13 protein-coding genes are annotated in these 13,777 nt (G+C 68.9%); 1 reads left to right on the top strand and 12 read right to left on the bottom strand.

Going from position 1 to position 13,777, the window contains the following annotated elements; genetic code table 11:
* Nucleotides 1-28: 28 nt before the first annotated feature.
* Entirely contained in the window at nt 29-703 is a 675-nt protein-coding gene (locus DIZ26_RS32010; protein WP_112248296.1) for a hypothetical protein, read from the top strand.
* On the opposite strand, the gene DIZ26_RS32005 is transcribed toward DIZ26_RS32010, so the two are convergent.
* The 12 genes from DIZ26_RS32005 to DIZ26_RS31950 all read right to left on the bottom strand — a co-directional run bounded on the left by DIZ26_RS32005 (nt 700) and on the right by DIZ26_RS31950 (nt 13,764).
* Complete coding sequence (locus DIZ26_RS32005) at nt 700-2,211, bottom strand: DHA2 family efflux MFS transporter permease subunit (RefSeq protein ID WP_198676389.1); 1,512 nt, start codon at nt 2,209-2,211, stop codon at nt 700-702. The genes DIZ26_RS32010 and DIZ26_RS32005 overlap by 4 nt on opposite strands.
* Entirely contained in the window at nt 2,187-2,759 is a 573-nt protein-coding gene (locus DIZ26_RS32000) for a PadR family transcriptional regulator (RefSeq protein ID WP_112248294.1), read from the bottom strand. Before DIZ26_RS32000 ends, DIZ26_RS32005 begins: the two co-directional genes overlap by 25 nt.
* Nucleotides 2,760-2,908: 149 nt before the next feature.
* Complete coding sequence (disA, locus tag DIZ26_RS31995; protein WP_232828746.1) at nt 2,909-4,003, bottom strand: DNA integrity scanning diadenylate cyclase DisA; 1,095 nt, start codon at nt 4,001-4,003, stop codon at nt 2,909-2,911.
* Between the two features lie 246 nt (nt 4,004-4,249).
* Nucleotides 4,250-4,738 carry a hypothetical protein gene (locus DIZ26_RS31990; protein ID WP_112248293.1) on the bottom strand — a complete coding sequence of 163 codons (489 nt, stop codon included), beginning with the start codon at nt 4,736-4,738 and terminating at the stop codon, nt 4,250-4,252.
* 27 nt (nt 4,739-4,765) lie between these two features.
* The gene (locus DIZ26_RS31985) at nt 4,766-5,704 is read right to left on the bottom strand and encodes a beta-ketoacyl-ACP synthase III (protein ID WP_112248292.1); all 939 of its coding nucleotides are present in this window, start codon (nt 5,702-5,704) and stop codon (nt 4,766-4,768) included.
* A gap of 291 nt (nt 5,705-5,995) precedes the next feature.
* Nucleotides 5,996-7,408 (bottom strand): DNA repair protein RadA, encoded by a 1,413-nt coding sequence (gene radA / locus DIZ26_RS31980; protein WP_112248291.1) that lies wholly within the window; start codon nt 7,406-7,408, stop codon nt 5,996-5,998.
* A 158-nt stretch (nt 7,409-7,566) separates the two neighbouring features.
* Complete coding sequence (locus tag DIZ26_RS31975) at nt 7,567-8,913, bottom strand: hypothetical protein (RefSeq protein WP_232828745.1); 1,347 nt, start codon at nt 8,911-8,913, stop codon at nt 7,567-7,569.
* Nucleotides 8,910-10,685 (bottom strand): ABC transporter permease subunit, encoded by a 1,776-nt coding sequence (locus DIZ26_RS31970; protein WP_112248290.1) that lies wholly within the window; start codon nt 10,683-10,685, stop codon nt 8,910-8,912. The genes DIZ26_RS31975 and DIZ26_RS31970 overlap by 4 nt, the downstream gene beginning before the upstream one ends.
* Nucleotides 10,685-11,953 carry an ABC transporter substrate-binding protein gene (locus DIZ26_RS31965; RefSeq protein ID WP_112248289.1) on the bottom strand — a complete coding sequence of 423 codons (1,269 nt, stop codon included), beginning with the start codon at nt 11,951-11,953 and terminating at the stop codon, nt 10,685-10,687. The genes DIZ26_RS31970 and DIZ26_RS31965 overlap by 1 nt, the downstream gene beginning before the upstream one ends.
* Complete coding sequence (locus DIZ26_RS31960; protein WP_112248288.1) at nt 11,940-12,494, bottom strand: P-loop NTPase family protein; 555 nt, start codon at nt 12,492-12,494, stop codon at nt 11,940-11,942. Before DIZ26_RS31960 ends, DIZ26_RS31965 begins: the two co-directional genes overlap by 14 nt.
* Nucleotides 12,495-12,601: 107 nt before the next feature.
* Nucleotides 12,602-13,297, bottom strand: a complete 696-nt coding sequence (locus tag DIZ26_RS31955; RefSeq protein WP_112248287.1) for a class I SAM-dependent methyltransferase — start codon at nt 13,295-13,297, stop codon at nt 12,602-12,604.
* A gap of 11 nt (nt 13,298-13,308) precedes the next feature.
* Nucleotides 13,309-13,764 carry a GNAT family N-acetyltransferase gene (locus DIZ26_RS31950; protein WP_112248286.1) on the bottom strand — a complete coding sequence of 152 codons (456 nt, stop codon included), beginning with the start codon at nt 13,762-13,764 and terminating at the stop codon, nt 13,309-13,311.
* Nucleotides 13,765-13,777: the final 13 nt, after the last annotated feature.

Genomic DNA, 13,777 nt, shown 5'->3' with positions numbered 1-13,777 from the left:
AGCACAATCCTGACATTAAGGTGCGAGCATGAGCAGCCTGCTCCGACCGGTCGGGCACCTGCCCGCCAGCGTCTACTGGTTCCGGCGGGGGCTGCTCCTCGTCGTCACCGTGGTCCTGCTGGTGCTGCTCGTCCGCCTGTTCGGCGGCGGTGGCGAGGATCCGAAGAACTCCGCGGCCACCGATCCCGGTCAGACGCCCAGCTCCGGGGCGTCGGCCGATCCCAGTACGACGCCGAGCTCGACGCCGTCCGGCCGGCCTACCGCAGGCCGGGCGACCAAGCCGACCGCCAAGTCGTCGACACCGGTCACACCGAAGGACGTGCAGTGCACCGGCGCGGATGTCCGGGTCGACCTGATCCCGGCCGCCCGCAATGTGGCCTCGGGTGCAGCGCTCAACTTCGCGGTTCAGCTGACCGCGCTCCGCGACGACTGCAAGGCGCCGCTCGACCCGACCGTGCTCTCCCTGACGATTGCCTCTGGCAACGATCAGATCTGGACCTCGACCCAGTGTGAGCAGGCGATCCCGCGCTCGACGCTACTTGTTGCCAAAGGCAAGGTTACCGGCGCGACCATCTTGTGGAACGGCCGCCGGTCCGCGCCGGGCTGTCTTCCGGGCCAGTTGCAGGCCAAGCCCGGAACCTACGTGGCCAAGGCCGTCTACGACGGACAGGCCTCGGCCACGCAGGCCTTCCAGATCGTCTAGCCGGCTTCGGCGGCGACCGGTGCGTCGGCCGGGCGCTCCAGGTGCTTCGGCTTGGCGAACATCAGTACTGCGATCAACCCGATCACCAGAACGGCCGCCGGCAACAGCATCGACTGCGCCATCGCGTCACTGAACCCCTGGTGCAAGGGGGCAGGCAGTTTGCCGACGCCACCAGCCTCGCTCGGTGCGCCGCCACCCGCCGCCGAAGGCAGGTTCGCGGCCAGCCGCGACTCCATCAGTACGGCGATGCCCGCGCTGCCGAGTACCGCGCCGATCTGCCGGGTCGTGTTGTAGACACCCGCGCCCGCGCCGGCCTGATGCATCGGCAGGTTCCGGGTCGCCGTCGTACCGATCGGTGCCCACATGAAGCCGTTGGCCACGCCGAGCAGCGACAGCGGCAGCAGGAGTTTCCAGATCGGCACCGAAGGCTCGATCACCTGGCTCAGCCAGAACAGCGAAGCCGAGCAGCAGAGCAGGCCGAAACCGGCGATGAAGCGCGGCGGCGTACGGTCGGTCAGGCGGCCGACGAACGGCGCCAGGGCGCCGGAGATGACGGCCATCGGAACGAAAAGCAGCGCCGCCCGGGTCGGGCTGAGACCACGGACCTCCTGCGCGTACAGCATCAGCGGGAAGGCCATCGCGGTGATCGCGAAGCCGACCGTGGTGATCGCGACGTTCGCCAGCGAGAAGTTCAGGTCCTTGAACAAAGCCAGTGGCAGCAACGGTTCGCCCTTGTTGCGGCTCTGCCAGACCAGGAAGATGCCGATCACCACGAGGCCGGCGATGATCAGCGACCAGACCGACAGTGGTCCCTTGATCTGGCCCCAGTCGTACTTCTGCCCCTCCTGGATCCCGAACACCAGGCAGAACAGGCCGATCGTGCTCAGCGCCACCCCGATCAGGTCGAACTTGTGCTCGTGCGTCGGCAGGTCCGGCACCAGCCGCAGCGCCAGCACGAATCCGATCACGCCGATCGGCGCGTTGATGAAGAAGATCCACTGCCAGCCGAGACCGTCGACCAGGACGCCGCCCAGGATCGGGCCGACCAGGACTGCCACGCCGGCCGTCGCACCCCACAGGCTCATCGCGCGGCCGCGCTGGTCCGGCGGGAAGATCCTGGTGATCACCGCCATCGTCTGCGGCGTCATCATCGACGCGCCCAGGCCCTGGAAGACCCGCGCGATGATCAGCATCTCGATCGTGCCGGTCAGGCCGCACCAGACCGAGGCGAGGGTGAAGACGATCAAGCCGGTCAGGTAGAGCTTCTTCGGGCCGATCTTGTCCCCGAGCCGCCCGGTGATCAGCAGCGGTACGGCGTACGCGAGCAGGTAGGCGCTCGTCACCCAGACCACGGTGCCGACATCGGATTTCAGGTCGGTCAGGATCGCCGGCGTCGCCACCGAGACGATGGTGGAGTCGATCAGGATCATGAAGAAGCCGAGTACCAGGGCCCAGAGCGCGGGCCACGGCCTGATCTCGGGCTTCACTTGTTCTTGCGATGCGGCCATGCCAAGTCCTTGCTCTCGATCCGGTTGATCAGGGTCTGCAGCCAGTCGCGTTCGCTGGCCTGCTGGGTGCGGACATAGTCGCCGGCCATCCAGAACGCTTCCGGTACGTCGCGCGCCTGCGCTGCGCCGAGCATCTCGTCCAACTCGGCCACGGCGGCGTCCAGGTGCGCGACGCGCTCCCGGAACCGGGCCAGCGCGTCCTCGACGTCCAGGTTGTGCGCCTCGCTCAGTACGACGGGGAACAGCGGGTACTCGTATTCGTACTTCTCGATGCCGGTCCGCACCCGCTCGGTCAGCGCCTTCTGGCCGGCCGCGGTGATCGCGTACGTCGTGCGCTCGGGGCGGTTGCCGGCACGCTCGGTGCCGGTGGCACGGACCAGTTCGTGCCCGGCCAGCCGCTCGACCGTGTGGTACAGCGACCCCGGCCGGAGCTTCACCATCCGGTCGTTCTTCCTGGCCAGCAGCAGTTGGTACATCTCGTAGGCGTGCATCGGCTGCTCGTCCAGTAATGCCAGCACGGCGATCGCCAGGGGCGTCAGCTCTCGCATGCTCTTCCGTCGGGTTGCTCCACGTTGAATGTTCCACCTGGAGTATTACTCTGCCGACGGCAATGAAGCAACCCTGAAGTTGTGCGCAGGAAAGACGCGGCGCCGGCGGGAAGGTCCGCCGGCGCCGCGTTTCGTAGTACGGGAGGTGGTTAGACGTACCGCTCGAGGATGCTCGACTCGGCGAGGCGGGACAGGCCCTCGCGGACCGTGCGGGCGCGGTTCTCGCCGACGCCGTCGACTGTCTGCAGGTCGTCGATGCTGGCGGCCAGCAGCTTCTGCAGGTGACCGAAGTGCTCGATCAGCCGGTCGATGACCGCACCCGGCAGGCGCGGCACCTTGGCGAGCAGCCGGTAGCCACGGGGCGTGACGGCTGCGTCCAGTTGCTCGGCGCCGCCGAGTTGCAGGGCGCGCGCGACCTGACCGATGTCCAGCAGGTCGGTCGGGCTGACCGCGTCCAGCTCCAGCAGCACGTCGTCGGCCGTCTTCGCCTTCCGCCCGGTCGCGGGCGGCAGGTAGTCGCGCACGACCAGCTCGCGTTCGCCGGCGACACCGGCGACCAACTCGTTCAGCTGCAGGGTGAGCAGGCGGCCGTCGGTACCGAGCTCGACGACGTACCCGTCGATCTCGGTCGCGATCCGGCGGACCATCTCGAGCCGCTGCGCGACCGCGGCGACATCGCGAACCGTGACCAGGTCCTCGATCTCGAGTGCGGACAGCGTGCCGGAGACCTCGTCGAGGCGGAGCTTGTAGCGCTCGAGGGTCGCTAGCGCCTGGTTCGCCCGGGACAGGATCGCGCCGGAGTCCTCGAGCACGTAGCGCTGGTCGTCGACGTACAAGGCGATGATGTGCATCGACTGGGACACGGAGATGACCGGGAAGCCGGTCTGCCGGGCGACCCGGTCGGCGGTCCGGTGCCGGGTGCCGGTCTCCTCGGTGTGGATCGACGGGTCCGGCATCAGGTGCACGGCCGCGCGCAGCATCCGGCTCATGTCGCGATCGAGGATGATCGCGCCGTCCATCTTGCTCAGCTCACGCAGGCCGGTGGCGGTGAACTCCACGTCGATCTCGAACCCGCCGGTGGAGATGGAGTCGACCGTCTTGTCCTGGCCGAGCACCAGCAGGGCACCGGTCCGGCCCCGCAGGATCCGTTCCAGGCCTTCACGCAGTTCGGTACCGGGTGCCACGGCGGCGAGGGTCGCGCGCATCCGGGCGTCGGTGCTGTTCTTGTCGGAATTCGGGGCCACGATCACTGAGTCTATGCGGCTCGGGGGGGTGCTGTGGACGCGTAAGCCCGACGAGTGCACGGCGACCGGGTCGCGCTTGCAGAAGCCCGTGCAAACGATCGTGCACCAGCCTCGTGCAACCCCTTTTCCACCGCAGCTTCGCGGACTGCAGGCCTACGATGTGCGTGGTCGGCCCGCTCACGGCGCAAGTGCTACGGCTTCCTCACGACTTGTACTACGGGCGCGTCGCCGGCCTTTTCCGCCGACTCACGAGCGACTGACCCGCCACGCATGCCCGGTGATCGCCGTCAACGCGATCCACAAAGCGAGCGCGATGAACGGAGCCGGCAGCCAGTGATCGCGGTAGACGACCTGGTCGGCAACGCGGTCCTGGGGTGCGACGGCGAGCAGGAGCACGGTGGCGGCCAGCCCGGCGAGCGAGGCGATCATCGACGTACCGCGTTGGGCTGGGCGGCCGATCGCGCCGACGAGCGCGCCGAGGTAGAGCACCAAGGCAATCGAGGACAGCGCGTGCTTGTCGTGGTCGAACAGTTCGAGCCCCGTCCACTGCACGTCCTGTGAGTCGATCGAGCCGACCGGCCACGAACCGGTGACCGTCCGCTCGAGCCAGTCGGCGCCGAGCAGCACGAGCAGCCCGACGGCAGTCGCATACGCCGCGCACCGGTGCATCGCCAGCGCCAACGTGCCGCCGGGCGAGTGGAACGAATGCCGCGTCTCCAGCTCGAACTGACTCATGACCGGAGATGCTGGCAGCCGGGTGGGTCAGGGGCAGCGGATGATTTGGCCGGCGTATGTGAGGCCGCCGCCGAAGCCGAAGAGCAGGACAGGCGCACCGACTGGGATCTCCCGGCGCTCGACCAGTTTCGACAGAGCGATCGGGATGCTCGCCGCTGAGGTGTTGCCGGACTCGATCACGTCGCGAGCGATCACTGCGTTCACTGCGCCGAGCCGCTTCGCGAGCGGATCGATGATGCGCAGGTTCGCCTGGTGCAGTACGACACCGCCCAGTTCCTCCGGCGTCACGCCGCCCTTCTCGCAGACCTGCTTCGCGATCACCGGGAGTTGTGTGGTGGTCCAGCGGAAGACGCTCTGCCCTTCCTGCGCGAACGTTCCGTCGCGGCCCTCGATCCGCACCGCGTCCGACATCTCCGGCACCGAACCCCACACGACCGGCCCGATCTCGGGCTCGTCGGAGGCGACCACGACGGCCGCCCCGGCGCCGTCGCCGATCAGGACGCAGGTCGTCCGGTCGGTCCAGTCGGTCCAGTCACTCAGCTTCTCGACTCCGATCACCAGCGCCTTGGAGGCGGCCCCCGCGCGGATGGCGTGGTCGGCGGTCGCGAGCGCGTGGCTGAACCCGGAGCAGGCCGTGTTCACGTCGATCGCGGCGGGAGTGCCGAGGCCGAGACGCGCTGCGACCCGGGCGGCGATGTTCGGCGACCGGTCGATCGCCGTACAGGTCGCGACGACCACGTAGTCGATGTCGGCGACGTCGATCCCGGCGTTCGCGACGGCCTTCTCGGCGGCGCGCCACGCCATCTCGTCGACCTGCTCGTCGGGTGCGGCGATCCGGCGTTCCTTGATCCCGACCCGGCTCTGGATCCACTCGTCGTTCGTGTCGACCATCGTGGCGAGTTCGGCGTTCGTGAGCACCCGCTCGGGCTGGTAGTGGCCGAGGGCGACGACTTTGGATCCGGTCATACGAGTGCTCCTCCGGTGGACGGGGCAGGGGGCCTGCGGTTCGGCGCGTAGGTATTGTCCGCCATGATCGTAGACAGTGTCTACCGGCCGCGCTCACTTCGCAGTACAGGGGCCGTTCCTAGAGTACTTTCAGCGGTCCGGCGGTTTGACCCCGTCTCACCGCAGGGCAGAGCTGTGGTTCGGACCACAGCCCCCGAGCGGGCCGGCGGTCAACCGAGGCAGGCGTCAGCCCAGGCCGGCGGTCAACCGAGGCAGGCGTCAGCCCAGGCCGGCGGTCATCCGAAGCAGGCGTCAGCCCAGGCCGGCGGCGAGGAGGGCGGCGCGGATGTCGCCGGCCGCGAAGGTGCGCAGACCGTACTTCGCCTGCATGTCCATCGGTTTGGAGTCCTTCGACCGGTTCGGTACGTCGGCGGGGATGATCGCCTTGGTGAAGCCGAGCCGGGCCGCCTCGGCCAGTCGTTTCTCCAGACCGCCGACCCGGCGGACCTCACCGGCCAGGCCGACCTCGCCGATCGCGATCAGGCCGGGGTGGATCGGCCGGTCCATCACCGACGACGCGACCGAGATCGCCACCGCGAGGTCCGCGACCGGTTCGGTGATCTTCACCCCGCCGACGGTCGCGACGTACACCTCCTGATCGCTCAGTTTCAGGCCGGCCCGGTTGCCGAGCACGGCCAGCACCATCGCGACGCGGGACGACTCGAGCCCGGACGTCGTACGCCGTGGTTGTGGTGCCGCCGACGGACCGACAAGAGCCTGTACTTCGGCGAGCAGCGGGCGCCGGCCTTCCATCATCACCGTGACGCAGGTGCCCGCGACCGGCTCGGCGTGCTCCGAGACGAACAGGCCGGTCGGGTCGCTGACCTCGACGATGCCGGTGTCGACCATGTCGAAACAGCCCACCTCGTCGGACGGGCCGAACCGGTTCTTGGTCGCGCGGACCATCCGGAAGCCCGAGTGCCGGTCGCCGTCGAACGCGAGTACGACGTCGACCAGGTGCTCCAGCATCCGCGGTCCGGCGATCGCGCCGTCCTTGGTGACGTGGCCGACCAGCACGACCGCGATGTTGCGCTCCTTGGCGAGCCGGACCAGGGCGCCCGTGACCTCGCGGACCTGGGTGACGCCGCCCGGCGCGCCGTCGACCTCGGGATGGGCCATCGTCTGCACGGAGTCGATCACCAGGAAGACCGGTTCCACCGCGTCGACCTGACCGACGACGGCACCCAGGTCGGTCTCGGCGGCCAGGAAGAGTTCGTCGACGAGAGCGTCGGTGCGCCCGGCGCGCAGCCGGACCTGGGCGGCAGACTCCTCGCCGGAAACGTAGAGCGTGCGGTGCCCTTGCCGCGCCGACTGGGCCGCGACTTCGAGCAACAGCGTGGACTTGCCGACACCTGGCTCACCGGCGAGCAGGATCACCGCGCCCGGGACGACCCCACCGCCGAGGACGCGGTCCAGCTCACCGATGCCGGTCGGACGCGACTCGGCCTCGACTGCCGAGACCTGGGCGATCGGCATCGCGGGCGACGAGACCGGACCGGCCGTGATCCGGGCGGCCTTGGGCGCGCCGACCTCGGCGACCGTGCCCCAGGCCTGGCATTCGCCGCAGCGTCCGATCCAGCGAGGCGTCGTCCAGCCGCACTCGCTGCACGCGAAGGGCGACTTGCCCGCCGTCTTCGACCTGGTCTGCGCCGCTGCCTTCACCATGCCCGCCAACCTAGGCGATCCCACCGACAAACCACGGAAGGCCATCCACAACCCTTCCATCCCGACCAGCAGACAAGCTCTCAGTCGAAGCCCTCCAGCGGGTCGCCTCCGGCGGAACCGCCGGCCTTCGCCTCGCCAGGTCCGGGGCGGAGCCCCACCTATCGCCGCAAGCGGGTGAGGAGACGGCGGAGCCAGTTGGTGGCTCGGTGCGGGGTTTCGTCGATGACCAGCGGTACGTCGCCGTCGTGAGCGGCGGACAGGTATTTCAGGAGGAGCGGATGGTCCTCCGAGGCACCGCCTCGGAGTAGTGCGCTCTGCTCAAGGAGCTCTCGTGCTCTGTCCAGTTCGCCCATGAGCACGGCGGCCGATCCGAGGTGCTGCAGGCATCGGGCGCGACCTTCGCGCTCGTCGATCTCGGCGTACAGGTGTTCTGCGTGTTCCCACCACTGCCGCGCCTCGTGTGGGCTCCGCTGCATCCACGCGGCCACGCCGGTCAGCTCGAGTGCGTGCGCCTGGCCGCTGACATCTCCACCCGCGCTTGCTCGTGCGGCTGCGGGTCGTAGCTGATCGAGCGCACCTGCTGGGTCCTGTTGATGCAGGTGGACTATCGCGAGGTTGATCAGGATCGCGACGTCGCCGGCCAAGTCGGGACCGGGTCTGCTGAGCCGTGCATCGTCCAGCCGGTCCCTCGCGTTCAGCACCGCCTCGTCCCGGTCGTTCCCGGCCGGAGCGGTCTCGGCTCGGGCAAGGTGAAGCAACGCGCGCTCTACCTGTCGACGGGTCGTCAGCGCCGCCGCAGTACGGCTGTGTCCTCGTCTGGCGGGTGCGACGTTGTCGGAGATCCCCAGCCGCGTACTCGCCGCTTCGAGATCACCCATCAACCTGTACGCCGTGGCCGCGCGCGCCGCGGCGACTTCGGCCAGATCGCGGCGACCGCAACCGTCGGCGAAGGCGGCGAGGTGCTCGCTCATCGCCAGCAGCTCACCGGCTGCGCGCTTGCGGACGTACCAGGCGTCCAGTGCGTCACAGATCCTGGCGACGTCGTCAGCCACGTCCTCATGCGGCTTCTCAGCGAACAGCAGCTCCCGCAGTCGGGGCTCGTTCTGCTCGAACCACTCCGCAGCTGCCATCCCTCCCGCGTCTGAGCCCAAGGAGACCAGCCACTGCTCGGCTTCCTCCGCAGCAGCGTGCAGTTCAGTCACCTGGTGCGGTGCCGCTACCCGCCAGGCCCTGTACCTCCGCAGGCCGACTGGTGCGTTGTAGATCGCCCAGATCAGTGCGAAGCCGATCGTCAGGCTGATGCCGACGACGCTGATCCAGCCGCCACTGTCCAGGCTCTGCGACAACTTGTCGCCGGCAAGCCCGGACAGCAGGGCCGAGGCCAGTGCGCTGATGCCGAAGAAGTCACCACGACGCCTAGCCTGCTTGGCCCGCTTCTCCTCGGCCGAAGCTGTCTGTTCCGCCGAAGCCGACTCGACCGGCGCTGCTGGATCAGGTGACCTCATGGCTTGCTCCCGACCGTCAGCCCACGCACGACCGTCTGCCAGAAGGACAGCAACAACACGACCGGCACCACCGACGCGACGACAGCAGCCGCTGCGACCGTCCCCGCCGACGTGGAGAACTGACGCGCCTCACCCCACAACACCAGCGACAACGGCGTAGTACCGGCTCCGCTGATCAGGAAGCCGACGATGAAGTCGTTCCACACCAGGGCGAACTCGAGCACAGCAACGGCGACCAGTGCAGGCCGATACGCACGCTGCACGGTCGCCAGTACTGCGCTCTGTCGCGCGGGCCCCTGCAGCGCTTCGGCAACCAGCGCAGGTGGAGCCGATGCGAAGGCGGATCGCAGCAGCAGTACGGCGAACGGCAGCCCAGCAGCCGCGTGGACCAGAGCCAGCGAGACCCGCGACCCAGCCAGACCGGCCGTGGCCAGCGCATCGCGCAGCGGAGCGGCGTACATCTGGACCGGCGTGACAGCCAGCACCACGAACGCCGACATGACCACTCGGCCCAGCCAGGTCGGCAATCCACCCCAGGCGACGAGGTATGCGGTCGGTACGGCGATGACGAGCAGTACCGCGGTCGCTATCGCAGAGATCAACACAGTGGAGAGCAGGGCGCGCAGTAGCCCGGCATTGGCCGCAGCACTGAAGGACGAGAATCCGAGTCCTTCCGACGACCACCAGCCACGCAGGCCCGCCTGTCGCGGTGAGTGCAGCGCAGTAGCGACCAGAACCACTGCAGGCAGAATCCAGAAGAGGCTGACCAGGAACCCGACGACCCAGCCAGTTCGCCGCACCCGACGACTCGGCTTGGGGCGGCGTAGCGACGGGTCGGGCGGTACGACGGACACCGGCATCGCCCAGCGTCGACGGCGCAACCCCCGTACGCCGATCACCGCGACAGCAGCGACGATGGCGAAGAGGACCACGCCGAGTGCCGCAGTACGGCCGGTGTCGTCACCTGCGCTGGTCGCTCGCCACCAGTTGAGGCCGAGGACATCGGCGTCCCGCTGCATCGGGCCGGGAACGACGATCAGCACCAGGTCGAATACCCGGACGGCTGCGATCACCAGCGTCAACGTCACCACACCGGTGATCGGGCGGAGCATCGGCAGTTCGAGAGCGCGGAGCCGCCGCCAGCCGGTCACGCCTTCGGCGGCGATGGTCCGGCTCACGTCGTCGGGGATGGCGTCGAGACCCGCGCGGAACAGCGACACGACGTACCCGAGCCAGGTCCAGCCGAACGCGGACACGAGCACCAGCCAGAACAACCCCTGGCCGAGCCAGACCGGGCTGGAGCCGAACAACTTGGTGAAGACCGCGGTCACCGTGCCGTGTTCGGGGGCCGGGTCGAAGATCAGCCGGAAGGTCGCGCCCGACACCAGCACCGACACGGCGAACGGAATCACCAACGCTGGTTGGAGAAACGACGTGACGCCAGGCAGGCGGTAGCTGAGCAGGGCCAGGAAGAAGCCGACCGCTACGAGTGTGAGCGCCACGCCGACCCAGGCGAGACTGTTGCCTACGGCATGTAATGCGGCACGGTCGCCCATCACCGCGAAGTTGCCGAGGCCGAAGGACCCGTCGGCCGTGCGGAAGGCGGCCACCACGGTCACCGCGATCGGGATCAGCAGGACGCTGCTCAACAGGAGAGCTGGAAGCCCCAGTAGATAAGGGCCTGCCGGGCGCCGCGGCTTCCCGGGGACAGGGCGGCCGCTGATCTCCCGGCCGACGACCTCGAGCGACAGGCCGTTGGTCTGCAGAGCCATCAGTGCTCCACCTTCTTCAGTTCGGCCAGTGCGGCGGCCACGGCGTCGGGGACCAGATCGCTGCCACGGTTGCCGATCCGGACGAGGAAGTCGGTCAGCACCCGCCACAATCCGTTGATGTCGCCCAGGCGGCCCAGCCGGTCCGACAGGTCGAACTGCAACGACGTACCGGGTGTCACGAGTTGCTCAGCCAGCCGGGTGAGCTCGGGGGAGTAGCCGGTCGTCCTGCCGTCGGCGAGGAAGCCTCCGGTCGCGATCCACGGATCGACGGCGGCCGGCGCGGCCAACCGGCGTACGAGATCCTTCGCGTCGTCGCCGGCCGGCCGGGGCAGAACCATCACGTCTCCACCGACGACCACCGGGGGCGCCGTGCCGGGGCCTGTCGACGGGAAGGTGAACAGGCCGATGTCGGCCGGGTCTGCGGCGAAGGAGTGCACCACCGGCTCGGCGAAGTCGGAGGCGAGCACCATCGCCGCGCGGCGATAGCCGAACACCTCGACGATCGCGTCGGGGAACTGCTGGGTGAGCGAACGCTCCACGCCACCTGCGAGTGTGCCGGGCGCCGACCACATCGTCCCGAGCAGTCGGAGCGCGGCGGCGAAGGCCGGCTGCTCAGAAGGTCGCGGGTGGGTCGCCGTCGACAGCGCGCGGTACGTCGGCGGGGACGAGCCGAGCAAGACGTTCTCGAGGAAGTCGGTGAGCACCCAGCCGTCGCCGGCGGCCAGCGCGAGCGGCCTGATGCCGGCGCTCGTCAGCGAGCGGTTCAGCTTGAGCCAGTCCGACCAGAGCTTGGGCGGCTCGACACCGACCTGCTCGAACACCGACGGCCGGTACCAGACGGCCGACTTGTGCGCGGTCTTGAACGGCACCCCGTACGTCGTACCGTCGTGCACCAGAAGCTCGTCCCAGAGCCGGGCGCGGCCACGATCGGCCAGGTCATCCGGCATCGATTCCAGGTCGCGCAGGTGCTGCGCGACAAGGCCCGGTTGGGGAAGCATGACGATGTCCGGGCGGCGGGTGGAGCGCGGCCCGAAGGCGGTGGAGATGTCGTCGCCGAGCGGGACGACCTCGACCGGGTAGCGCAGTGTGCCCAGGCCGTCCAGCACGCTGTGGAAGGCGCGGAGCTCGGCGCTGCTCCAGCTGACGGCTATCCGCACGCTGCGCTTCAGCCCCAGGACGTCCTGTGCGCCGGAGCAGCCGGCGAGCGCGAGCGTCGCGGCTGCCCCTGCTCCTGCTTGGAGGAAGGCTCGGCGGCTAGTCGGTGACAAGGCGGAATCCCGTGGTTCGTGCGGGGTCGGTGGTGATCAGTAGCAACGCGGCGGACCAGAGCTCGGGGTTGTGGTCGAAGCGCAGGAGCGATCCCCAGGTGGGCAGGCCCGGCGCGTCTTCGAGGACGATCACCGCGGGGTGCGCCCGCAAGGCGCGGGCTACTGCGGCCAGGCGGCGACGGCCGGGAGTGATCTCGTGCGGATAGCGGTCCAGCACGTCTTCGAGGCCGCAGCGCGTGGCGGTCACCCGGCTCTCTTCAGCAACCGCCTTCTTGGTCACCCGATGCGTGACCGTATGACCGTGCACGACGTTTCCGAGCACGGTGAGATGCGGAAGCAGACCGCCCTCCGCCGCGACCAGCCGGACTGCGCCGCCTGCTTTCACCAGGACGTCGTCAGTCGCTTCGTCGATACCGGCGATGAGGTCCGCACAGTGCCGAGCCGTGGCTGCGTCGTCGACCACCAGGGCGCGCTGCTCGCCTACGTCGATGCGGAGCTGCCGCGGTACCCCGGGCAACCCTTCGAGCAGCAGTCCGTCCATCCCGGCCTGGCGCCTCCCAGTTCAGTACGAATGCTCACCCTAGGACGCCAACCGGTCCACCGCAGCCGCACGCGCGCCGTCGTCTCCCCACCCAACGCTTCCAACAGTCAGTACGTCTTGCTCCACACGTTGATGGCGTAGTCGACTTCAAGGCCGGAGTGCGAGGCGATGATTGTTTCCGCGTCGGCCGGTTTGAATTCGATGCGGATGACTGCTTCCAGGTCCTCGCGGCGGGTGAAGCGCCAGCCCATGTCGAGGGGGGTTCGGTGCCAGCCCCGGGCGGTCCAGAAGCGTTCGACCTCGGCCGGCTTGATCATCGGGTAGTACTGGCTGAACCAGCGGCCGAAGGTGGAACGGCTGCCGTCGTTGTCGATCACGAAGGCGGTTCCGCCGCGGCGCATCACCCGGTCGAGCTCGGCCAGGCCTGGCTCGCAGCCGGGGCCGAAGAAGTACGCCCAGCGCGCATGCATCACGTCCACCGACGCGTCCGGGATCGGCAACCGCTGCGCCGTGCCCTGCCGTACTTCGACGTTCGCCAAGTCCCTCGTACGGCGTCGCGCCGCGTCCGCCAGTGTGCCGTGCGGCTCGATCCCGACCACCTTCGCCGCGGTCGCCGCGAACCTCGGCAGGTGGAAGCCCGTCCCGCACCCCAGGTCGAGGACGTTCGCCCCGGCCCAGTCGCGTACGGCCAGCATCGCCTTCTCGATCACGCCGTCCGGATCGACCGCCCGGTTCTCGATCTCGTACACGTCGGCGTGATGCCAGATGTTGGGACTCGGGATCCCGCCCTCGGAGATACTCACGAGAACAGACCCTAACCAAGGCGCAGGGTGTACTCCTCGGGGTCGTGGTCGGCGCCGCGCTCGATCTCGCTGAGCATCCGGAAGCCACACTTCTGCAGCACCCGCAGCGAGCCGACGTTGGTCCGCAGCACATCGGCGTACAGCGGCCGCTCGGGCACGAGGTCGAGGAACGCAGTCAGCGCAGCCGTCGCGATCCCGCGACCCCAGTACTCCTTACCGAGCCAGTACCCGAGCCGGCGTTGGCCGCCGTCCTCCCAGCTGACGATGTCACCGGCGAGTTCGCCGCCGACAACGATCGCGCGGGCGCGACCGTCTGGCCTCGACGCGTTCTTGGCTCGGTTGGCGTAGAAAGCCTCCTCGTCGCGAGGTGGCAGGCCGACCATCGCCACAGAGTCCGGGTCCGAGTAGAAGGTGAACAGGGTCGGCAGGTCTTCCGGCGTGATGGCCCGCAGGCTGACTTCTTCCATACCAGGCACGGTA

The sequence above is a fragment of the Kribbella monticola genome, from assembly GCF_003261635.1.
GTDB classification, from domain to species: domain Bacteria; phylum Actinomycetota; class Actinomycetes; order Propionibacteriales; family Kribbellaceae; genus Kribbella; species Kribbella monticola.
Note: the sequence above shows the minus strand (reverse complement) of the source record. Positions and strands in the feature narration are given on the sequence as shown.

Bases quoted from the DNA above. Each gene is read 5' to 3' on its own strand.
- DIZ26_RS32010 (WP_112248296.1), top strand. From the start codon at position 29: ATGAGCAGCCTGCTCCGACCGGTCGGGCACCTGCCCGCCAGCGTCTAC.
- DIZ26_RS32005 (WP_198676389.1), bottom strand. From the start codon at position 2,211: ATGGCCGCATCGCAAGAACAAGTGAAGCCCGAGATCAGGCCGTGGCCC.
- DIZ26_RS32000 (WP_112248294.1), bottom strand. From the start codon at position 2,759: ATGCGAGAGCTGACGCCCCTGGCGATCGCCGTGCTGGCATTACTGGAC.
- DIZ26_RS31990 (WP_112248293.1), bottom strand. From the start codon at position 4,738: ATGAGTCAGTTCGAGCTGGAGACGCGGCATTCGTTCCACTCGCCCGGC.
- DIZ26_RS31985 (WP_112248292.1), bottom strand. From the start codon at position 5,704: ATGACCGGATCCAAAGTCGTCGCCCTCGGCCACTACCAGCCCGAGCGG.
- radA (WP_112248291.1), bottom strand. From the start codon at position 7,408: ATGGTGAAGGCAGCGGCGCAGACCAGGTCGAAGACGGCGGGCAAGTCG.
- DIZ26_RS31975 (WP_232828745.1), bottom strand. From the start codon at position 8,913: ATGAGGTCACCTGATCCAGCAGCGCCGGTCGAGTCGGCTTCGGCGGAA.
- DIZ26_RS31970 (WP_112248290.1), bottom strand. From the start codon at position 10,685: ATGGCTCTGCAGACCAACGGCCTGTCGCTCGAGGTCGTCGGCCGGGAG.
- DIZ26_RS31960 (WP_112248288.1), bottom strand. From the start codon at position 12,494: ATGGACGGACTGCTGCTCGAAGGGTTGCCCGGGGTACCGCGGCAGCTC.
- DIZ26_RS31950 (WP_112248286.1), bottom strand. From the start codon at position 13,764: ATGGAAGAAGTCAGCCTGCGGGCCATCACGCCGGAAGACCTGCCGACC.